This window comes from Pseudomonas sp. 13159349, from assembly GCF_013305685.1.
Taxonomy (GTDB): Bacteria; Pseudomonadota; Gammaproteobacteria; order Pseudomonadales; family Pseudomonadaceae; genus Aquipseudomonas; species Aquipseudomonas asiatica.
This window is the reverse complement of record NZ_CP045553.1, coordinates 1,163,286-1,182,509: the sequence shown is the minus strand read 5'-3', so window position 1 is coordinate 1,182,509 and position 19,224 is coordinate 1,163,286. Positions and strand designations below refer to the sequence as shown.

Here is a 19,224-nt window from a genome sequence, read left to right as displayed (position 1 = left end):
CAGCCCCAGGCTCTATCAGCCACCGCTCGTATAGGGCTGGACACTGCCATGACCCCGAACAAACCCACCCTGCACCCGCGCAACCGCCACCAGGGCCGCTACGACTTCCCCAGCCTGATCAAGGCCCACCCTGACCTGGCGCGCTTCACCATCACCAACCCCCACGGCAAACCCAGCATCGACTTCGCCAACCCCGAGGCCGTACGGGTGTTCAACCGTGCTCTGCTGAAGGCCCAGTACGGCATCCAGCACTGGGATATCCCCGCCGACTACCTGTGCCCGCCGATTCCTGGCCGCGCCGACTACATCCACGTCGCCGCCGACCTGCTGGCCGATGACAATGCCGGCGAGATTCCCAAGGGCGCCCAGGTGCGTGCGCTGGACATCGGCGTGGGGGCCAACTGCATCTACCCGTTGCTGGGCCACAGCGACTACCGCTGGCGCTTCCTTGGCTCGGACATCGACCCCGTGGCCCTGGCTTCGGCCAAGGCCATCGTCCAGGCCAACGGCCTGGGCAAGGCCATCACCCTGCGCCAACAGGCCAACCGTGCGCACATCCTCAGCGGCCTGCTGCAGGAGGGCGAACGCTTCGACCTGACCCTGTGCAACCCACCCTTCCATGCCTCACGCGACGAAGCCACCCGTGGTAGCCAGCGCAAGTGGAAGAACCTCGGCAAGCAGGACCCCAAGCGCAAGCTGCCGGTGCTCAACTTCGGTGGCCAGAACAACGAACTGTGGTGCGAGGGCGGCGAGATCCGCTTTGTCAGCCAACTGGTCAGTGAAAGCGTGCAGTACGCCGAACGGGTACTGTGGTTCACCAGCCTGGTGTCCAAGGCCAGCAACTTGCCGGGGATCGAGGCTGCGCTCAGGAAAGCGGGCGCCAGGGCCGTGCGCATCAGTGAAATGGGCCAGGGGCAGAAGCAAAGCCGCATGGTCGCCTGGAGCTTCCACGACGACGAGGCGCGCCAAGCCTGGCACGCCGGGCGTAAAACCCAGGCATGAAAAAACCGCGTCCGGGCAAGCCGGGCGCGGTTTCGTCAAAGCTTCAACAATTACTTGTTGATGGCGTCGGTCAGCACTTTGGCCGGAACGAACTTGACGACTTTCTTGGCAGCGATTTCGATGGCAGCGCCAGTCGAAGGGTTGCGGCCGGTACGGGCAGGACGCTCAGCGACTTTCAGTTTGCCGATACCTGGCAGAGTGATTTCAGCGCCGTTTTCCAGCTGGTCGGCAACGATCTGGCCCAGTTGCTCCAGAGCGTTCTTGGCGGTGGCTTTGGGCGCGGCGATCGATTCGGCGATGTCGGCAATCAGTTGGTCTTTGGTCAATGCCATGGTGGTGTTCCTTCCCTATCAAATTCGATGGTTATGCAGCGGACTACGACGTTATCGGGCCAGCCCCTGAAAGTGGAGGGCCGCGCCAATCGCGTATGTAGATACGCAAATCGACGTTTGGTTCGACACGACGACAGCACGCTGCCAGCAATGCGCCACACAAGGGGCGCAAGACCGCGCAAAGCTACCACAGGAGCAGATAAATATCCGCTGCACGCTTCGATTTAATGCAGGTTTTTCGGGGGTTTTAGCCTAAAACGCACAAAATTGAACAAAAAACGAACAACCGGCATTTCTGCCAACATCCGGCCACTGCATCACCTGGTGTCTAGGGTAAACTGGACAACTTTTGCAGCTCGCCGAGAATTCCATGCCAATCCGTCATTGCATCGTTCACCTGATCGACAAAAAGCCCGATGGCAGCCCCGCCGTGCTGCATGCCCGCGATTCCGAACTGGCTGCCTCCGACGCCATCGAAAACCTTCTGGCCGACCTCAATGACAGCTACAACGCCAAGCAAGGCAAGGCCTGGGGCTTTTTCCACGGCGAGTCCGGCGCCTACCCGCTGAGCGGCTGGCTGAAGCAGTACCTGGACGAAGAAAAGGACTTTACCTCCTTCAGCCGTGTGGCCGTGGAGCACCTGCAAAAGCTGATGGAAGAGTCCAACCTGTCCACCGGCGGCCACATCCTGTTTGCCCACTACCAGCAAGGCATGACCGAATACCTGGCGATCGCCCTTCTGCACCACAGCGAAGGTGTGGCAGTGAACGCCGAGCTTGATGTGACGCCTTCGCGGCACCTCGACCTTGGCCAGCTGCACCTGGCGGCGCGCATCAACCTGTCGGAGTGGAAGAACAACCAGAACTCCAAACAGTACATTTCGTTCATCAAGGGCAAGAATGGCAAGAAGGTCTCGGACTACTTCCGTGACTTCATCGGCTGCCAGGAGGGCGTCGACGGCCCGGGCGAAACCCGCACCCTGCTCAAGGCCTTCAGCGACTTCGTCGAGAGCGAAGACCTGCCGGAAGAGTCCGCCCGCGAAAAAACCCAGACCCTGGTCGAGTACGCCACTACCCAGACCAAGCTCGGCGAACCGGTCACGCTGGAGGAGCTGTCCAGCCTGATCGACGAGGATCGGCCCAAGGCGTTCTACGACCACATCCGCAACAAGGACTACGGTCTGTCGCCGGAAATCCCTGCGGACAAGCGCACCCTCAACCAGTTCCGCCGCTTCACCGGCCGTGCCGAGGGGTTGTCGATCAGCTTCGAAGCGCACCTGCTGGGGGACAAGGTCGAGTATGACGAAGCGGCAGGGACCTTGATCATCAAGGGCCTTCCGACCACCTTGGTGGATCAGTTGAAGCGGCGCAAGGACTGATGACCCCGGGGCTGCTGCGCAGCCCATCGCCGGCAAGCCAGCTCCCACAGGTACTGCACAGGCCTGAGGTCTATGCAGTCGAAGTGGGAGCTGGCTTGCCGGCGATGGGGCGCGAAGCGGCCCTAATTAGCAGCCACTACTGCGCCATAGGAGGCCACCAACGCCTCCTTCGCCGACTTGCGCAGCCGCTTCACCAGCCGCTCCTGGCGTAACGCCTCGCCCTTGTCCGGCCATTGCTCCACATACACCAGCGCCTGGGCCGGGCTGGTCTTGAAGTAACGCGCGCCCTGCCCTTTCTGGTGCGCCAGAAAGCGCCGCTGCGGGTCATCGCTGATACCGCAATACAGCGATCCATTGGCAGCCCTTACCAAGTAGACATACCAGGGTTTGCTGGCGGCAATTTCAACGGGGTCACTCACCCTGGGCCTGCTGGAATGCTCGCAATCCTTTGAACGCCTGCTGGCGTACCTTGTTCTGCACCAGCGGCGACCAGCCCAGCAGCATGCCAGGCACACCCAGCGCCTGCCGCGACCAACGCCACAAGTCGAAGTGGTCATCGTGCTGGCAGATCAAACCGTCACGGATCACGAAACGCGCCTGGATATCATTGACCACGATGCGGCCGGTCTGGCTGAAAAGGTAGGTGGCCACCCAATGTGCGGCGCCCGTGCGTTCATCGGCGCGGACGTTGTCGAAGGTCAGGGTGAAGTCCTTGGCCCGGCTGGTGAGCATTCGCCACATGTCGCCTGCATCCTTGCCACGCAAGGTGCCGAAGACCGGGTCGCTGAAGACGATATCGTCGCTGTAGCAGGCGACCATGGCCTCGGCGTCCAGGCGCTGGAAGGCCTGGTAGAAGCGGGTGATCAGGTCGCGGTTGGCGTCGCTCATGTGGGCTGGTCCGTCCTGGGGATGAAAGCAGCACGATAATCTGCCCCGGTTGCTTATGCCAGTACCGGCCCTTTCGCGGATACATCACGGCTTCAAGCTATGTGCGATCCCTGTAGGAGCGGGTTTACCCGCGAAAGGGCCAGCACTGCCAATATCAGCTTCAGACTTTCTCGCTGCTCACCTGCACATGCAAAGCCCGCCCAGCCCCCAGGCCGAACACGATGGCCCCCGCCCCCAGCACGGCAAAAATCCACCCCACTGCCACCCAGCCCCCGGTCAGGTCATGTACCAGCCCCACCGCAAACGGCCCCATCGACGCCAGGGTATAACCCACCCCCTGCGCCATGCTCGACAGGTTCGCCGCGACATGGGCATCCTTCGAGCGCAGCACGATCAAGGTCAGCGCCAGGGCAAAGGTACCGCCCTGCCCCAGGCCCAGCACAACCGCCCAGCCCCACAGCCCGGAAAGCGGCGCATACAGGCAACCGAACAGGCCGGTCAGGGTAATCAGCATGACCAGCACGATGGCCAGGCGCTGGTCCTTGCCGCGAGTGGCCAGCCAGGGCGCACTGAGCGAACTGACCAGCTGCACGATTACCGACCCCGACAGCACCAGCCCCGCCTCGGTCGGGCTCAGGCCGCGACCGATCAGGATCGATGGCAACCAGCCAAAGACGATATAGGCCAGTGACGACTGCAGGCCCATGTACAGGGTCACCTGCCAGGCCAGCGGGTCCCGCCATAGCCCACGCACGCGATAAGCCACCTTGTGCAGGCCATGACCCTGGCGGGCCTGCGGCAGCCATACCAGCATGGCCAGCAGGGCCGGCAGCATCCAGAAGCCAAGCCCCAGCGCCCAGCTGTCGTTGAAGTGCTGGGCCAGAGGCACCGTGGCGCCTGCAGCCATGGCGGCGCCCAGGCACAGCGCCATGGTGTATACGCCGGTCAAGGTGCCAGCGTGTTGCGGGAAATCGCGCTTGACGATGCCCGGCAACAGCACGCCAATGATGCCGATACTGGCCCCGGCCATCAGGCTGCCGAGGAACACCCCGGTGGCCCCCAGGCTACTGCGCACGACGATGCCAAGCGCCAGGGTGGCGAGGATGCCGAGGATCACCCGCTCGCTGCCAAAACGCCTCGCCAGCACCGGCGCCAAGGGAGCGAACAGGCCCAGGCACAGCACTGGCAAGGTGGTCAGCAAACCGGCCTGCGAGGCATTCAGCCCCAAGCCTTCGGACACCTGGCCCAGCACCGGCGCCATGCTCGACAATGCCGGGCGCAGGTTCAATGCCACCAGCACCAGGCCGAGCAACAACAGCCAAGGCCGCTGTATCTGTACCGGCTGCTGTTGGACCTGCTCGTCGTCAGCCTCGGCGTCGATCAGCAACTCATCGAGGTCCCGCTCGCTCGGTGGGGTGTTACGGGTGATGGAATCAGCCATGGCCTTCTCGGAGTCAGGATTCGATAAGGGTACGGCTCAGGCGCTTGGCCTGCTCCGCATCGCGTTGCTCGATTGCGGCAAGGATCTGCCCATGCAGGTCGAACGTGGCCTGGCAGCGCGGCACGGTTGCCATGTTGTGCTGCAGCGCGGCAGCCACCACCCCGGAAAAGTATCGATACAGCTCACTCAAGGCCGGGTTGTGGGCGGCATCGACCAGCCGCTGGTGAAACACCAGGTCGCAGGCCACATAAGCATCGATATCACCGTGAAAATGCCCGGCACTGTTGGCCAGGGCATCACGAAGCGCCTGAAGATCGGCGTCGGTTCGGCGCAGCGCGGCCAGGCCGATGGCCTCGGCTTCAAGGATGTGCCGGGTCTCACGGGCCTGCTCGGGCGTGCAGCGTGACATCGCCTGCACCGCCTGTAGCGGGTCCTGGGCCGTGCGCAGGTAGCTGCCATCCCCCTGGCGAATCTCCACCAGGCCACTGAACGCCAGCACACGCATGGCCTCGCGTACGGTGTTGCGGCTTATGCCCAACTGCAGGGCCAGTTCCGGCTCGGTCGGCAAACGCTGGCCAACCTGCCAATCGCCCAGCACGATGCGTTCGCGCATACGCTCGACGGCCAGTTCGACCAGGGAGCGCTTGGTCAATTCGGTACTCATGCAACTCAACCAATCATCCGATGAATTGGCGCAGCATACCGGTGGGCAAAGTGTTTGTCATTGGAGAGAGCAGCGATTAAAAACCTGCCGCGATTTTTTGTAGGAGCGGCCTTGTGTCGCGAAAGGGCCGCAAAGCGGCCCCTGGATTTCAGCGCAGATGCAAAAACTGCTGGGGCCGCTTTGCGGCCCTTTCGCGACACAAGGCCGCTCCTACAAGGACCGCGCAGGGCAGTGGATGGCGTCAAGTCAACGCATCGAGCAGCGCCTGGTTCATCTCTGGCGTACCGATGGTGATGCGCAGGAACTGGGCAATACGCGGCTGCTTGAAGTGGCGCACAATCACCCCCTGCTCGCGCAGGCGTGCAGCCAACTCACCGGCATCGTGCTGCGGGTGGCGGGCGAAGATGAAGTTGGCCGCCGACGGCAGCACTTCGAAGCCCTTGGCCCGCAGTTGCCCGACCAATACCTCGCGGCTGTCGATCACCTTGCGGCAGGTTTCTTCGAAGTACTCGCGGTCCTCGAACGCCACCGCTGCGCCGACGATCGCGGCACGGTCCAGCGGGTAGGAGTTGAAGCTGTTCTTGATCCGCTCCAGCGCTTCGATCAGGTCCGGGTGGCCAACCGCCAGGCCAACCCGCAGCCCCGCCAGCGAGCGCGACTTCGACAGGGTCTGGGTGACCAGCAGGTTGTCGTAGCGGTCCACCAGGCTGATCGCCGTTTCGCCACCGAAGTCGATGTAGGCTTCATCCACCACCACCACCGAATCACGGTTGGCTTGCAGCAACTGCTCCACCGCCTGCAGCGGCATCAGGCAGCCGGTCGGCGCATTGGGGTTGGGGAAGATGATGCCGGCGTTGGGCTTGTTGTAGTCCTCGATGCGAATCTGGAACTGCTCGTCCAAAGCCACCTGCTCGAAGGCGATACCGTAAAGACCGCAGTAGACCGGGTAGAAGCTGTAGCTGATGTCCGGGAACAGCAGCGGTGCGTCGTGCTGGAACAGCCCGTGGAAGATGTGCGCCAGTACCTCGTCCGAGCCGTTGCCGACGAACACTTGTGCCGGGGTCACGCCGTAGTACTCGGCCACCGCCTGCTTCAGCCGGTCACCATTCGGGTCCGGGTACAGGCGCAGGTTGTCGTTCAGCTCGCCGCGCATGGCCTCCAGCGCCTTGGGCGACGGGCCGTAGGGGTTTTCGTTGGTGTTCAGCTTGACCAGGCGGGCCAGCTTGGGCTGTTCGCCCGGCACGTAAGGCACCAGGTCCTTGACGAAGGGGCTCCAGAATCGACTCATGCTCAGTTCCCCTTCTCTTGGGTCAGAATGCGGTATTCAGCGCTACGGGCGTGGGCGGTAAGCGACTCGCCACGGGCCAGGACCGAGGCGGTGTGGCCCAGCTCGGACGCGCCCTGCTCGGAGCAGAAAATGATCGACGAACGCTTCTGGAAGTCATACACCCCCAGCGGCGACGAGAAACGCGCGGTACCGGAGGTCGGCAGCACGTGGTTGGGCCCTGCGCAGTAGTCGCCCAGCGCTTCGCTGGTGTGGCGGCCCATGAAGATCGCGCCAGCGTGGCGGATGTGCGGCAGCCAGGCCTGCGGGTCGGCGACCGACAGCTCCAGGTGCTCCGGGGCAATGCGGTTGGCCACTTCCATGGCCTGTTGCATGTCACGCACCTGGATCAGCGCGCCACGGCCATTGATCGACTTCTCGATGATCTCGGCACGTTCCATGGTCGGCAGCAACTTGTCGATGCTGGCGGCAACGCGGTCGAGGAAGGCGGCGTCCGGGCTGACCAGGATGGCCTGGGCATCTTCATCGTGCTCGGCCTGGGAGAACAGGTCCATGGCGATCCAGTCCGGGTCGGTCTGGCCGTCGCATACCACGAGGATTTCCGACGGGCCGGCGATCATGTCGATACCCACCTGGCCAAACACGTGGCGCTTGGCGGTGGCGACGTAGATGTTGCCCGGGCCGACGATCTTGTCCACCTGCGGCACGCTTTCGGTACCGTAGGCCAGCGCGGCAACAGCCTGGGCGCCACCGACGGTGAACACACGGTCGACACCGGCGATGCAGGCAGCCGCCAGCACCAGTTCGTTGACCTCGCCACGCGGGGTCGGCACCACCATCACCACTTCGGCCACGCCGGCGACCTTGGCCGGGATGGCGTTCATCAGCACCGACGACGGGTACGACGCCTTGCCACCCGGCACATACAGGCCGGCGCGGTCCAGCGGGGTGACCTTCTGGCCGAGCACGGTGCCGTCGGCCTCAGTGTACTGCCAGGAGTCCTGCTTCTGCCGCTCGTGGTACATGCGCACACGGTTGGCGGCCTTCTCCAGGGCTTCGCGCTGGGCCGGGGTAATGCGGGTCAGCGCCAGCTCCAGGCGCTCGCGACCGAGGATCAGGTCATCGATGGACTTGGCATCGACACCATCGAAACGCTGGGTGAATTCCACCAGTGCCGCATCGCCGCGCTCGCGCACGGCCTTGATGATGTCGAGCACGCGCTGGTTGACCGCGTCATCGGACACACTTTCCCAGCTCAGCAGATGATCCAGATGTCGGGCGAAATCCGGATCAGCAGCGTTGAGACGGGCAATTGCAGTGGACACGGTCATGGCGAGGGCCTCGATTATTGGCGAATGCTCAGGCGCCCTAGGCTACCAGTCCATCCGCGCGGGCACCCGAGAAAAATGGCTATGACGCGGATAGACGGGCGCGGCAGCGAAGGCCGCGCGCAGTCGGTAGAGAGTCAGCCGCGGTGTCGCGATTCGACCGCTCCGCGCAGCGTGTCGATCAGGCTCTGGATACGGGCGTGCTGCATTTTCATGGAGGCCTTGTTGACCACCAGGCGCGAGCTGATCGTGGCGATCAGTTCCTGGGGCTCCAGGCCGTTGGCACGCAGGGTGTTGCCGGTGTCGACCACGTCGATGATCTTGTCGGCGAGGTTGATCAGCGGAGCCAGTTCCATCGAGCCGTACAGCTTGATGATGTCGACCTGGCGGCCCTGTTCGGCGTAGTAGCGCTTGGCTACGTTGACGAACTTGGTAGCCACGCGCAGACGGCCCTTGGGCTCGGGTGCGCCGACCACGCCAGCGGTCATCAGCTTGCAACGGGCAATCTGCAGGTCCAGGGGCTCGTAAAGGCCCTGGCCGCCGTACTCCATCAGCACATCCTTGCCGGCCACACCCAGGTCGGCGGCACCATGCTCGACATAGGTCGGCACGTCGGTCGCACGCACGATCAGCAGGCGCACATCGTCCTGCGTGGTGGGGATGATCAGTTTGCGGCTCTTGTCCGGGTTCTCGGTCGGCACGATACCGGCCTCGGCCAGCAACGGCAGGGTATCGTCGAGAATACGGCCTTTGGAAAGCGCGATGGTCAACATTGGAACGTCGGTCCTTAAGCGGCTACTGCCGGCCGGGCGTCGAGCCCGACCGCATTCAATTCGTTAGGCACATCCTGCGAAAGCGGGCAAATCCCACCCCCACAGGATGCACCAGGCAGACGACTAGCCCGGTACGCGACGGATCTTCGCGCCCAGCATCTGCAGTTTTTCTTCGATGCACTCGTAACCACGGTCGATGTGGTAGATGCGATCGATCAGGGTATCGCCTTCGGCTACCAGCGCCGACAGCACCAGGCTGGCGGAAGCACGCAGGTCGGTGGCCATTACCGGGGCACCCTTCAGCGCCTTGACGCCAGTGACGATGGCAGTGTTGCCTTCGACCTGGATCTGCGCGCCCATGCGGTGCATTTCGTAGACGTGCATGAAGCGGTTTTCGAAGATCGTCTCGATCACTGCACCGGTGCCTTCGGCAATGGCGTTGAGCGAGATGAACTGCGCCTGCATGTCGGTCGGGAACGCCGGGTACGGGGCGGTACGCAGGTTGACGGCTTTCGGCCGTTTGCCGTGCATGTCCAGCTCGATCCAGTCTTCGCCAGTGTTGATGTCGGCGCCGGCTTCCTTGAGTTTTTCCAGTACGGCTTCAAGGATGGTCGGGTCGGTGTCCTTGACCTTGACGCGGCCGCCGGTCACGGCAGCGGCAACCAGGTAGGTACCGGTCTCGATACGGTCCGGCATCACGCGGTAGTTGGCCGAGTGCAGGCGCTCGACGCCATCGATGACGATGGTGTCGGTACCAGCGCCCTGGACCTTGCCGCCCATGGCGTTGATGAAGTTGGCCAGGTCGACCACTTCCGGCTCGCGCGCGGCGTTCTGCAGCACGCTGCGGCCCTTGGCCAGGGCAGCGGCCATCATGATGTTCTCGGTACCGGTCACGCTGACGGTGTCGAAGAAGAAGTGCGCACCGCGCAGGCCACCCTCAGGTGCCTTGGCCTTGATGTAGCCGCCTTCGACTTCGATCTTCGCGCCCATGGCCTCGAGGCCACGGATGTGCAGGTCGACCGGGCGCGAACCAATGGCGCAACCGCCAGGCAGGGCCACTTCGGCCTCGCCGAAACGGGCAACCATCGGGCCCAGCACCAGGATCGAGGCGCGCATGGTCTTGACCAGCTCGTAAGGTGCAACCAGTGTCTTGATGGTGCGAGGGTCGATCTCGACAGCCAGCTTTTCGTCGATCACCGGCTCGATGCCCATGCGGCCGAAGAGCTCGATCATGGTGGTGATGTCGTGCAGGTGCGGCAGGTTGCCCACGGTGACCGGGCCGTCGGCCAGCAGGGTCGCCGCCAGAATTGGCAAGGCTGCGTTCTTCGCGCCCGAAATGCGGATCTCGCCATCAAGGCAAGCGCCGCCAGTAATAATCAGTTTGTCCATTGGAATCTCGCCGCCACGTTGGCTCAGGTGCGCTCAGCCCAGGCTGCGCTGCTGAAAAATTTCATGGTTACCGCATGGATGCTGCCATTGGCGATCCACGGATTCAGGTGAGCATAGATCGCCTGCTGGCGTTTGACCGGGCTCAGGCCAGCCAACTCGTCGCTGATCACGTTCAACTGGAAGTTGCAGCCTTCGCCTTCAACTTCGACCCGGGAACCCGGCAATTTCTCTTCAAGGAAGCTTTTAACTTCTACGGCCTGCATGCTCAACCTCAATCGGCGCCCGATGCGCACGGGTCGGCCATCATACAAAAAAGCCCCTCGCCTGCGAAGCCCAACGAGGGCTTCACTGACCGAGGGGCCATCATCCGTGCCGGGCCATCAGGTTGCCAGCACTTCATCGAGGTCATAGACCTCGGCAATTTCCCGCATGTCGTCCGGCATGCTGCGCACCTGACAACCCTTGCCGGCGGCCTGGGCATCGCGCATGAAGGCCAGCAGCAACGACAGGCCGACACTGGTGGAACGCTGCACTGCCGAACAATCGAGCACCAGCTGCGCCTCGCGGCATGCCGCGATCAGCGCCTTGCCCTGCTTGCGCAGGACCGGCCCGCTGCGGTAGTCCAGCACGCCGGCCAGGCGCAGCACGCCCGGCTCGGCCATGCTTACACCGGCCTCACTCATTTGACGGTCTTCTCCGGGGAGTTGTCGGCGGCCTGCTTGGCCTTCGCCACTTCGCCGGCCCAGCCGTCGATGGTCTTGTCCAGGTCGTTGCCATTGCGCTGCATGGCGTCGGCGAACTGGTCGCGGAACAGCTTGCCGATGTTGATGCCGTTGACGATCACGTTACGCACCTTCCACTCGCCACCGATGTTCTCCAGCGTGTACTGCACGGGATACACGGCACCGTTGTTGCCGGTGACCTTCATGCCAACGCTGGCGCGCTTGCCGTCATCAGCCTTGGCCGGGTCGACGGTGATGCCCTGGTTGTTGTACTCGAGCAGGGCATTGCCATAGAACTGCATCAGGCTGCGCTTGAAGTTTTCCTGGAAGCGCTGCATCTGCTCGGGGGTGGCCTTGCGCGAGTACTTGACGGTCATGATGCTCTTGGAAATACCGTCAGCGTCCACCACCGGGCCGAGGATGCGGTTCAGCGCATCGTAGAAGGCATTGGGGTTGGACTTGTACTGTTCCTTGTTGGCCTTGAGGTCGCCCAGCAGTTCAGTGGTGGTGCCCTGAACCACATCGTGTGGCGTCTGCGCAGCCACGGTCAGCAGGGGGAAGGCTGCCAGCAGGACCAGCAGGCCACGTCGCAGGATGGAAATCATGGAAACTCCTTAATTAGCCGGTTGCGCTTCTTTCGGTTCTTTGCCAACGGAGTTGAGCAGGAACTTGCCAATCAGATCTTCCAGCACCAGTGCCGACTGGGTGTCGTGGATGGTCCCGCCGTCCTTGAGCACCTGGTCCTCACCGCCCACGCTGATGCCGATGTACTTCTCGCCAAGCAACCCGGCGGTCAGGATCGAGGCAGTCGAGTCGGTCGGCAGGTTGTCCACCGACTTGTCCAGCTGCAGCGTCACCCGACCGGTGTAGGAGTCGCGGTCCAGATCGATGGCGGTAACCTTGCCGATGGTCACACCGGCCATGGTCACTTTAGCTCTGACCGTCAAACCGGCGATATTGTCGAAGTAGGCATAAACTTTATAGGTATCGCTGCTCGGGCTGGCCGACAGCCCGCTGACACGCAGGGCCAGCAGCAGCAGCGCCAGGATCCCGGCCAGGAGGAACAGGCCGACACCGATTTCCAGGGTGCGGTTTTGCATCAGAAATCTCCAAACATCAAGGCGGTCAGAATAAAGTCCAGACCCAGCACTGCCAACGAGGCATAGACCACGGTCTTGGTGGTGGCACGGCTGATCCCTTCTGAGGTGGGCTCACAGTCGTACCCCTGGAATACGGCGATCCAGGTCGTGACGAAGGCAAATACCAGGCTCTTGATCAGCCCGTTGAGCACGTCGTCGGTGAACGAAACACTGTTCTGCATGTTGGCCCAGAACGAGCCCTCGTAGACGCCCAGCCAGTCCACCGCCACCCACGATCCACCCCAGATGCCGACCACGCTGAAAATCAGCGCCAGCAACGGCAGCGAGATGAAACCGGCCCACAGGCGCGGCGCGACGATGTACTTGAGCGGGTCGACGCCGATCATTTCAAGGCTCGACAACTGCTCGGTGGACTTCATGTTGCCGATTTCTGCGGTCAGCGCCGAACCGGCACGGCCGGCGAACAGCAACGCCGTTACCACCGGGCCGAGCTCACGCAGCAGGGTCAGGGCGACCATCTGCCCCACCGCCTGCTCCGAGCCGTACTTGGTCAGGATGCTGAAGCCCTGCAGCGCCAGCACCATGCCGATGAACACCCCGGACACAACGATGATCGCCAGCGACAGCACGCCCACCGAGTACAGCTGCTTGGTCAGCAGCTGGAAGCCGCCGCCGATGCCGCCACGGCCGATCAGCGCATGGAACAGGAACAGGCAGGAGCGCCCCAGCACCGCCAATACGTCGATGGCCGAGCGCCCCAGCAGGCGGACACGTTCGAGTAAGGATTTTCTGCGCATCAACGCGCTCCCAGCAGGTCGGCGCGGTAGTCAGGCGCAGGGAAATGGAAAGGCACCGGGCCGTCCGGGTCGCCCTTCATGAACTGGCGAATCCGCGGATTGTCCGAGCCCATCAGCTCGTCAGGCGTCCCCTGGCCCAGCACCTGGCCATCACCTACGACATAGATGTAGTCGGCGATGCTGGCGGTTTCCGCCAGGTCGTGGGAAACGACGATGCTGGTGATACCCAAGGCGTCGTTGAGCAGGCGGATCAGACGCACCAATACACCCATGGCGATCGGGTCCTGGCCGACGAACGGTTCGTCGTACATGAGAATCTGCGGGTCCAGGGCAATCGCACGGGCCAACGCCACACGGCGCTTCATGCCACCGGACAGCTCGTCGGGCATCAGGTCGATGGCACCGCGCAACCCCACGGCCTGCAGCTTCATCAGCACGATATCGCGGATCATCTCGTCCGACAGCTGGGTGTGCACGCGCAGCGGAAACGCGACGTTCTCGAACACATCGAGATCGGTGAACAGCGCGCCGCTCTGGAACAGCACCCCCATTTGCTTGCGGGCGTCGAACAGGTCGCTGCGCGACAACGTCGGCAGGTTCTGCCCGGCAACCCAGACCTCACCGCTGGAGGGGCGCAACTGCGCGCCCATCAGGCGGAGCAACGTGGTCTTGCCGCAACCCGATGGCCCCATGATACCGGTGACCTTGCCGCGCGGGATGCGAATGTCGACGTTGCTGAAAATGCTGCGCGAACCACGTTTGAAGGTAACCCCCTTCAACTCGACCGCGTAGGCGCTATCCACACTCATCTAGACTCCTTGCTGGTGCAGCCTCGTCCTAATGGACGTCGGCCTCCATCTGGAAGGCACAAGCGCCCCTGGCAGGCCGAATAGCGGCGAACTATAGCACCGCTGACAGCGCCGCCCCAAGGTCGGCTAGCGAGTCGTTCAGCCCTGCGACAGGCTGGCGAGACATTCACCACGGCAATCGAAAGCGTGAGGGTTTCTTTCATTGCAGCTATAATCGCCGCCTTTTCATCAGGCATTGCTTTTTCGACATGAGCCAATCCAGCGAGCTGATCCAATCCGCCCAACGCACCCTGCGCCTGGAACTCGAGGCCGTAGAGGCCCTGCTGGCGCGCATCGACGACAATTTCGTCAAGGCCTGCGAACTGATCCTGGCCAGCAAGGGCCGGGTCGTCGTGGTCGGCATGGGCAAGTCCGGGCACATCGGCAACAAGATCGCCGCCACCCTGGCCAGCACCGGCACACCGGCATTTTTCGTGCACCCGGCCGAAGCCAGCCATGGCGACATGGGCATGATCACCCGCGATGATGTCATCCTTGCCCTGTCGAATTCCGGCAGCACCGCCGAAATCGTCACCCTGCTGCCGCTGATCAAGCGCCTGGGCATCAAGCTGATCAGTCTGACCGGCAACCCGGACTCGCCCCTGGCCCAGGCTGCCGAGGTCAACCTCGACGCCCGCGTCGAACAAGAGGCCTGCCCGCTGAACCTGGCCCCCACCTCCTCCACCACCGCATCGCTGGTGCTGGGCGACGCGCTGGCCATTGCCCTGCTCGAAGCCCGCGGCTTCACCGCCGAGGACTTTGCCTTCTCGCACCCGGGTGGTGCACTGGGCCGCCGCCTGCTGCTCAAGGTGGAGAACGTGATGCACGCCGGCGACGAACTGCCCCAGGTGCCCCGCGGCACCCTGCTCAAGGACGCACTCCTTGAAATGTCCCGCAAAGGCCTGGGCATGACCGTGATCGTCGAAGCCGACGGCAAGCTGGCCGGGATCTTCACCGACGGCGACCTGCGCCGCAGCCTGGACCGCAACATCGACGTCCACACCACCCTGATCGATCAGGTCATGACCGTGCACGGCAAGACGGCCCGCGCCGAAATGCTCGCGGCCGAGGCCCTGAAGATCATGGAAGACCACAAGATCGGCGCTCTGGTGGTGGTGGACCGCGAGGACCGCCCCACCGGCGCCCTGAACATGCACGACCTGCTGCGCGCCGGCGTGATGTAAAGGAGCGATGGAATGAACCAGGACCTCATGCAACGCGGCAAGGAAATCAAGCTGGCAGTGTTCGACGTGGACGGCGTGCTCACCGACGGGCGTCTGTACTTCCTCGAGGACGGCAGCGAGTTCAAGACCTTCAACACCCTCGACGGCCAGGGCATCAAGATGCTCATGGCCTCGGGCGTGACCACCGCGATCATCAGCGGGCGCAAGACCCCGGTGGTCGAGCGCCGGGCGAAGAACCTCGGCATCCCGCACCTGTACCAGGGCCGCGAGGACAAACTGGTGGTGCTGGACGGCCTGCTCGCCGAACTGGGCCTGAGCTATGCTCAAGTGGCCTACCTTGGCGACGACCTGCCCGACCTGCCGGTGATCCGCCGGGTCGCACTGGGCATGGCGGTGGCCAACGCCGCGCCGTTCGTTCGCCAGCACGCCCATGGCGTGACCCAGGCACGTGGCGGCGAAGGTGCGGCCCGTGAATTCTGCGAACTGATCATGCAGGCCCAGGGCACCCTGGACGCTGCCAACGCCAACTACCTGTAAGGCTGCCCATGTTCAGCAAGAAAGCCCGCAACATTGCGCTGCTCGCGGTGATCGCCGCCCTGCTGGTGGCGATCGGCTACTGGAATGTCAGCCCGGAAAGCTTCCTCGACAAGCCTGTGGCCCAGGTCGACGAAAGCGCCATCGACTACTACGCAGTCAACGCCCACAGCGTGCAGTTCCTGCCCGACGGCAAGCTGCAGTACGAAATGACCGCTGACAAGGTCGAACACCTGAAAGCCAGCGAAATCACCCTGCTGACCACGCCGGACCTGCACCTGTACCGCGGTACCGAATACCCGTGGCACGTACAGAGCACCCGCGCCGAGGTCAACCCGGACGGCAGCGAAGTCGAACTGATCGACAACGTACGGGTCGCCCGCACCGACGAAAAGCAGCGTGAAATGATCATTACCAGCTCACGCATGACCGTGTTCCCGCAGAAGCAATATGCGCAGACCGAGCAAGCCGTTAGAATCGACGGCGCCGGTGGCACAACTACGGGCAAAGGAATGAAAGCGTATTTGAAAGAAGGCAAGATGGACTTGCTCTCTAACGTAAGAGGACAGTATGAGGCTCGTTAAAACCCTCCCCCTTTTGCTCAGCCTGAGCGCAGCACTGGGAAGCGCGAGCGCCCTCGCCCTGCCGAATGACCGTGACCAGCCTATCCGCATCCAGGCCGATAACGCCCACCTGGACGACAAGCAGGGCGTGGCCACCTACACCGGCGACGTGATCATCACCCAGGGTTCGATGATGATCAAAGGCAACACCGTGACCATCACCCGTTCCGCCTCCGGCGACATCGACGTGGTGACCTCGGTGGGCAACCTGGCCTACTTCGAGCAGCAGCAGAGCGCAGCCAAGCCGGACAAGATGAAAGGCTGGGCGGTGACCATCCAGTACCAGTCGCAGAAGGACATGGTGATACTCACCGACCGCGCCAAGGTCGAGAACGAAGGCAACACCACCGAAGGCGAGAAGATCGTCTACAACACCCAGACCCAGGTGGCGACCGCCGGTCGTGGTGGCAACGTGACCTCGCCGCGTCAGCGTATCGACATGGTGATCCAGCCCAAGAAGAAGGCCGAGTAAATGGCAACCCTCAAAGCCCAGCACCTGGCCAAGAGCTACAAGGGGCGGCAAGTCGTACGTGACGTCAGCCTGTCTATCGACAGCGGCCAGATCGTCGGCCTGCTCGGCCCCAACGGCGCCGGCAAGACCACCTGCTTCTACATGATCGTCGGCCTGGTCCAGGCCGATCAGGGGCGCGTGCTGATCGACAACCTCGATGTCAGCCACCAGCCCATGCACGGTCGCGCCCGCGCGGGCATCGGCTATCTGCCGCAGGAAGCCTCGATCTTCCGCAAGCTGTCGGTGGCCGACAACATCATGGCCATCCTCGAGACCCGCAAGGAACTCGACCGCGACGGCCGGCGCAAAGAGCTGGAAAGCCTGCTGCAGGAATTCCACATCAGCCACATTCGCGACAACCTCGGCATGAGCCTGTCCGGTGGTGAGCGCCGCCGCGTGGAAATTGCCCGCGCACTGGCGACCGCACCCAAGTTCATCCTGCTGGACGAACCGTTTGCCGGTGTCGACCCGATTTCGGTCGGCGACATCAAGCAGATCATCCATCACCTCAAGGCCAAGGGCATCGGTGTACTGATCACCGACCACAACGTGCGTGAGACCCTGGATATCTGCGAAACCGCCTATATCGTCAATGATGGCCGGCTGATCGCCGAAGGCGACGCCGAAACCATCCTGGCCAACGACCTGGTCAAAGAAGTTTACCTGGGCCACGAGTTCCGGCTCTGAGCCCGGCACGCGCCTGGAGTACTGGCAAATCGCCCTGGAACCTGGGGTAAAGTGTTACGGTACTCTAGGCAAACGCTACAATTTAAGGCATAAAACTTGCTTGATCTGGCGCCCCGGCGCCCTCGTGTAGTGGATGGCGCATGCGCGCCGGCGAACAAGGTATTAAGCCCCAGCCATGAAACCATCGCTCGTCCTAAAAATGGGCCAGCAACTGACGATGACACCGCAGTTGCAACAGGCCATCCGCCTGCTCCAGCTCTCCACCCTGGACCTCCAACAGGAAATCCAGGAAGCGCTGGAGTCGAACCCGATGCTCGAACGTCAGGAAGACGGCGACGACTTCGACAACAGCGACCCGATGGCGGACAACGCCGAGAACAAGCCGGCCGCCGAAGTCCAGGACAACAGCTTCCAGGAAAGCACCACCAGTGCCGACACCCTGGAAGACGGTGAATGGAGCGAGCGCATCCCCAACGAACTGCCGGTCGACACCGCCTGGGAAGACATCTACCAGACCAGTGCCAGCAGCTTGCCGAGCAACGACGACGACGAGTGGGACTTCACCACCCGCACATCGGCCGGCGAAAGCCTGCAAAGCCACCTGCTGTGGCAACTGAACCTGGCTCCGATGTCCGACACCGACCGCCTGATCGCCGTCACCCTGATCGACAGCATCAACGGCCAGGGCTACCTGGAAGACACCCTCGAGGAGATCTGCGCCGGTTTCGATCCGGAGCTGGATATCGAGCTGGACGAGGTCGAAGCGGTTCTGCACCGCATCCAGCAGTTCGAGCCAGCAGGCGTTGCCGCCCGCACCCTTGGCGAATGCCTGTTGCTGCAATTGCGCCAGCTGCCCGCCAGCACCCCGTGGATGACGGAAGCCAAGCGCCTGGTCACCGACTTCATCGACCTGCTCGGCAGCCGTGATTACAGCCAGCTGATGCGTCGCATGAAAATCAAGGAAGACGAGCTGCGCCAGGTCATCGAGCTGGTACAAAGCCTCAACCCGCGCCCCGGCTCGCAGATCGAGTCCAGCGAACCCGAGTACGTGGTGCCCGACGTCATCGTGCGCAAGGACAGCGACCGCTGGCTGGTGGAGCTGAACCAGGAGGCCATTCCGCGCCTGCGCGTCAACCCGCAGTACGCCGGTTTTGTGCGCCGGGCCGACACCAGCGCCGACAACACCTTCATGCGCAACCAGCTGCAGGAAGCGCGCTGGTTCATCAAGAGCCTGCAAAGCCGCAACGAAACCCTGATGAAGGTGGCCACGCAGATCGTCGAGCACCAGCGCGGCTTCCTCGACCACGGCGACGAAGCGATGAAGCCCTTGGTACTGCATGACATTGCCGAAGCGGTGGGCATGCACGAGTCGACCATTTCGCGGGTAACCACGCAGAAGTACATGCACACCCCGCGTGGCATCTACGAACTGAAATACTTTTTCTCCAGCCACGTCAGCACCTCCGAAGGCGGAGAATGCTCGTCTACGGCGATCCGCGCGATCATCAAGAAACTGGTTGCGGCGGAAAATCAGAAAAAGCCATTGAGTGACAGCAAGATCGCTGGTTTACTGGAGGCACAAGGCATCCAGGTAGCCCGTCGCACCGTCGCCAAGTACCGCGAGTCCCTCGGCATCGCACCGTCGAGCGAGCGCAAGCGACTGATGTAGCCCCTGAGATGTGCCACAGCGTTTGTGGGGCAGGTGCAAGACCTGCCTCTTTATGCACGGGCAACAAAG

Annotated in this window: 23 protein-coding genes; 8 read left to right on the top strand and 15 right to left on the bottom strand. The window is 62.9% G+C overall.

Features of this window, described 5'->3' with window-relative positions; all coding sequences use genetic code 11:
• Positions 1 to 48 precede the first annotated feature (48 nt).
• Positions 49 to 1,002, top strand: coding sequence for a 23S rRNA (adenine(1618)-N(6))-methyltransferase RlmF (gene rlmF, locus GEV38_RS05535; protein WP_054573143.1), 954 nt, complete (start codon positions 49 to 51; stop codon positions 1,000 to 1,002).
• Between the two features lie 50 nt (positions 1,003 to 1,052).
• Here the strand turns inward: rlmF and GEV38_RS05530 are convergent, their stop codons facing one another.
• Entirely contained in the window at positions 1,053 to 1,334 is a 282-nt protein-coding gene (locus GEV38_RS05530; RefSeq protein WP_003257928.1) for an HU family DNA-binding protein, read from the bottom strand.
• A gap of 370 nt (positions 1,335 to 1,704) precedes the next feature.
• Between GEV38_RS05530 and yejK the strand changes: the two genes are divergently transcribed.
• Entirely contained in the window at positions 1,705 to 2,712 is a 1,008-nt protein-coding gene (gene yejK, locus GEV38_RS05525; protein WP_013971093.1) for a nucleoid-associated protein YejK, read from the top strand.
• A gap of 122 nt (positions 2,713 to 2,834) precedes the next feature.
• Here the strand turns inward: yejK and GEV38_RS05520 are convergent, their stop codons facing one another.
• The 14 genes from GEV38_RS05520 to GEV38_RS05455 form a co-directional block, all read right to left on the bottom strand.
• A complete protein-coding gene (locus GEV38_RS05520; RefSeq protein WP_054573144.1) occupies positions 2,835 to 3,131 on the bottom strand; it encodes a GIY-YIG nuclease family protein in 297 nt (98 codons plus the stop codon).
• Positions 3,124 to 3,600, bottom strand: coding sequence for a nuclear transport factor 2 family protein (locus tag GEV38_RS05515; protein WP_015269068.1), 477 nt, complete (start codon positions 3,598 to 3,600; stop codon positions 3,124 to 3,126). The genes GEV38_RS05520 and GEV38_RS05515 overlap by 8 nt, the downstream gene beginning before the upstream one ends.
• Positions 3,601 to 3,760: 160 nt before the next feature.
• Positions 3,761 to 5,041, bottom strand: coding sequence for an MFS transporter (locus tag GEV38_RS05510; protein ID WP_054573145.1), 1,281 nt, complete (start codon positions 5,039 to 5,041; stop codon positions 3,761 to 3,763).
• A 13-nt stretch (positions 5,042 to 5,054) separates the two neighbouring features.
• Complete coding sequence (locus GEV38_RS05505; protein ID WP_025337831.1) at positions 5,055 to 5,705, bottom strand: FadR/GntR family transcriptional regulator; 651 nt, start codon at positions 5,703 to 5,705, stop codon at positions 5,055 to 5,057.
• 241 nt (positions 5,706 to 5,946) lie between these two features.
• A complete protein-coding gene (gene hisC, locus GEV38_RS05500) occupies positions 5,947 to 6,993 on the bottom strand; it encodes a histidinol-phosphate transaminase (RefSeq protein WP_015269066.1) in 1,047 nt (348 codons plus the stop codon).
• A 2-nt stretch (positions 6,994 to 6,995) separates the two neighbouring features.
• Positions 6,996 to 8,321, bottom strand: coding sequence for a histidinol dehydrogenase (hisD, locus tag GEV38_RS05495; RefSeq protein ID WP_013971086.1), 1,326 nt, complete (start codon positions 8,319 to 8,321; stop codon positions 6,996 to 6,998).
• A gap of 134 nt (positions 8,322 to 8,455) precedes the next feature.
• Positions 8,456 to 9,091, bottom strand: a complete 636-nt coding sequence (hisG, locus tag GEV38_RS05490) for an ATP phosphoribosyltransferase (RefSeq protein WP_003257924.1) — start codon at positions 9,089 to 9,091, stop codon at positions 8,456 to 8,458.
• A gap of 123 nt (positions 9,092 to 9,214) precedes the next feature.
• Positions 9,215 to 10,480 (bottom strand): UDP-N-acetylglucosamine 1-carboxyvinyltransferase, encoded by a 1,266-nt coding sequence (gene murA / locus GEV38_RS05485; RefSeq protein WP_013971085.1) that lies wholly within the window; start codon positions 10,478 to 10,480, stop codon positions 9,215 to 9,217.
• A 23-nt stretch (positions 10,481 to 10,503) separates the two neighbouring features.
• Positions 10,504 to 10,743 carry a BolA family protein gene (locus GEV38_RS05480; protein WP_003255121.1) on the bottom strand — a complete coding sequence of 80 codons (240 nt, stop codon included), beginning with the start codon at positions 10,741 to 10,743 and terminating at the stop codon, positions 10,504 to 10,506.
• 117 nt (positions 10,744 to 10,860) lie between these two features.
• Positions 10,861 to 11,163 (bottom strand): lipid asymmetry maintenance protein MlaB, encoded by a 303-nt coding sequence (locus GEV38_RS05475; protein ID WP_015269065.1) that lies wholly within the window; start codon positions 11,161 to 11,163, stop codon positions 10,861 to 10,863.
• Entirely contained in the window at positions 11,160 to 11,807 is a 648-nt protein-coding gene (locus GEV38_RS05470) for a phospholipid-binding protein MlaC (protein WP_003257922.1), read from the bottom strand. Before GEV38_RS05470 ends, GEV38_RS05475 begins: the two co-directional genes overlap by 4 nt.
• A 9-nt stretch (positions 11,808 to 11,816) precedes the next feature.
• Entirely contained in the window at positions 11,817 to 12,302 is a 486-nt protein-coding gene (mlaD, locus tag GEV38_RS05465) for an outer membrane lipid asymmetry maintenance protein MlaD (RefSeq protein WP_003257921.1), read from the bottom strand.
• Positions 12,302 to 13,099 (bottom strand): lipid asymmetry maintenance ABC transporter permease subunit MlaE, encoded by a 798-nt coding sequence (mlaE, locus tag GEV38_RS05460; RefSeq protein ID WP_013971083.1) that lies wholly within the window; start codon positions 13,097 to 13,099, stop codon positions 12,302 to 12,304. The genes mlaD and mlaE overlap by 1 nt, the downstream gene beginning before the upstream one ends.
• A complete protein-coding gene (locus GEV38_RS05455; RefSeq protein ID WP_012270662.1) occupies positions 13,099 to 13,908 on the bottom strand; it encodes an ATP-binding cassette domain-containing protein in 810 nt (269 codons plus the stop codon). The genes mlaE and GEV38_RS05455 overlap by 1 nt, the downstream gene beginning before the upstream one ends.
• A 248-nt stretch (positions 13,909 to 14,156) precedes the next feature.
• On the opposite strand from GEV38_RS05455, the gene GEV38_RS05450 reads away from it, so the two are divergent.
• From GEV38_RS05450 to GEV38_RS05425, 6 genes are all read left to right on the top strand, one after another.
• On the top strand, positions 14,157 to 15,131 hold the full coding sequence (locus tag GEV38_RS05450) for an SIS domain-containing protein (protein WP_003257920.1): 975 nt from the start codon (positions 14,157 to 14,159) through the stop codon (positions 15,129 to 15,131).
• A 12-nt stretch (positions 15,132 to 15,143) separates the two neighbouring features.
• The gene (locus GEV38_RS05445) at positions 15,144 to 15,668 is read left to right on the top strand and encodes an HAD family hydrolase (protein WP_015269064.1); all 525 of its coding nucleotides are present in this window, start codon (positions 15,144 to 15,146) and stop codon (positions 15,666 to 15,668) included.
• 8 nt (positions 15,669 to 15,676) lie between these two features.
• On the top strand, positions 15,677 to 16,249 hold the full coding sequence (lptC, locus tag GEV38_RS05440) for an LPS export ABC transporter periplasmic protein LptC (RefSeq protein WP_003257918.1): 573 nt from the start codon (positions 15,677 to 15,679) through the stop codon (positions 16,247 to 16,249).
• Complete coding sequence (gene lptA / locus GEV38_RS05435) at positions 16,236 to 16,760, top strand: lipopolysaccharide transport periplasmic protein LptA (protein ID WP_015269063.1); 525 nt, start codon at positions 16,236 to 16,238, stop codon at positions 16,758 to 16,760. Before lptC ends, lptA begins: the two co-directional genes overlap by 14 nt.
• Complete coding sequence (gene lptB / locus GEV38_RS05430) at positions 16,761 to 17,486, top strand: LPS export ABC transporter ATP-binding protein (protein ID WP_015269062.1); 726 nt, start codon at positions 16,761 to 16,763, stop codon at positions 17,484 to 17,486.
• A 175-nt stretch (positions 17,487 to 17,661) separates the two neighbouring features.
• Positions 17,662 to 19,155 carry an RNA polymerase factor sigma-54 gene (locus GEV38_RS05425; RefSeq protein ID WP_054573146.1) on the top strand — a complete coding sequence of 498 codons (1,494 nt, stop codon included), beginning with the start codon at positions 17,662 to 17,664 and terminating at the stop codon, positions 19,153 to 19,155.
• The last annotated feature ends 69 nt before the right edge of the window (positions 19,156 to 19,224 follow it).

Coding starts and splice junctions, on each gene's coding strand:
- rlmF (WP_054573143.1), top strand. CDS start 49: ATGACCCCGAACAAACCCACCCTGCACCCGCGCAACCGCCACCAGGGC.
- GEV38_RS05530 (WP_003257928.1), bottom strand. CDS start 1,334: ATGGCATTGACCAAAGACCAACTGATTGCCGACATCGCCGAATCGATC.
- yejK (WP_013971093.1), top strand. CDS start 1,705: ATGCCAATCCGTCATTGCATCGTTCACCTGATCGACAAAAAGCCCGAT.
- GEV38_RS05515 (WP_015269068.1), bottom strand. CDS start 3,600: ATGAGCGACGCCAACCGCGACCTGATCACCCGCTTCTACCAGGCCTTC.
- GEV38_RS05510 (WP_054573145.1), bottom strand. CDS start 5,041: ATGGCTGATTCCATCACCCGTAACACCCCACCGAGCGAGCGGGACCTC.
- GEV38_RS05505 (WP_025337831.1), bottom strand. CDS start 5,705: ATGAGTACCGAATTGACCAAGCGCTCCCTGGTCGAACTGGCCGTCGAG.
- hisC (WP_015269066.1), bottom strand. CDS start 6,993: ATGAGTCGATTCTGGAGCCCCTTCGTCAAGGACCTGGTGCCTTACGTG.
- hisD (WP_013971086.1), bottom strand. CDS start 8,321: ATGACCGTGTCCACTGCAATTGCCCGTCTCAACGCTGCTGATCCGGAT.
- hisG (WP_003257924.1), bottom strand. CDS start 9,091: ATGTTGACCATCGCGCTTTCCAAAGGCCGTATTCTCGACGATACCCTG.
- murA (WP_013971085.1), bottom strand. CDS start 10,480: ATGGACAAACTGATTATTACTGGCGGCGCTTGCCTTGATGGCGAGATC.
- GEV38_RS05480 (WP_003255121.1), bottom strand. CDS start 10,743: ATGCAGGCCGTAGAAGTTAAAAGCTTCCTTGAAGAGAAATTGCCGGGT.
- GEV38_RS05475 (WP_015269065.1), bottom strand. CDS start 11,163: ATGAGTGAGGCCGGTGTAAGCATGGCCGAGCCGGGCGTGCTGCGCCTG.
- GEV38_RS05470 (WP_003257922.1), bottom strand. CDS start 11,807: ATGATTTCCATCCTGCGACGTGGCCTGCTGGTCCTGCTGGCAGCCTTC.
- mlaD (WP_003257921.1), bottom strand. CDS start 12,302: ATGCAAAACCGCACCCTGGAAATCGGTGTCGGCCTGTTCCTCCTGGCC.
- mlaE (WP_013971083.1), bottom strand. CDS start 13,099: ATGCGCAGAAAATCCTTACTCGAACGTGTCCGCCTGCTGGGGCGCTCG.
- GEV38_RS05455 (WP_012270662.1), bottom strand. CDS start 13,908: ATGAGTGTGGATAGCGCCTACGCGGTCGAGTTGAAGGGGGTTACCTTC.
- GEV38_RS05450 (WP_003257920.1), top strand. CDS start 14,157: ATGAGCCAATCCAGCGAGCTGATCCAATCCGCCCAACGCACCCTGCGC.
- GEV38_RS05445 (WP_015269064.1), top strand. CDS start 15,144: ATGAACCAGGACCTCATGCAACGCGGCAAGGAAATCAAGCTGGCAGTG.
- lptC (WP_003257918.1), top strand. CDS start 15,677: ATGTTCAGCAAGAAAGCCCGCAACATTGCGCTGCTCGCGGTGATCGCC.
- lptA (WP_015269063.1), top strand. CDS start 16,236: ATGAGGCTCGTTAAAACCCTCCCCCTTTTGCTCAGCCTGAGCGCAGCA.
- lptB (WP_015269062.1), top strand. CDS start 16,761: ATGGCAACCCTCAAAGCCCAGCACCTGGCCAAGAGCTACAAGGGGCGG.
- GEV38_RS05425 (WP_054573146.1), top strand. CDS start 17,662: ATGAAACCATCGCTCGTCCTAAAAATGGGCCAGCAACTGACGATGACA.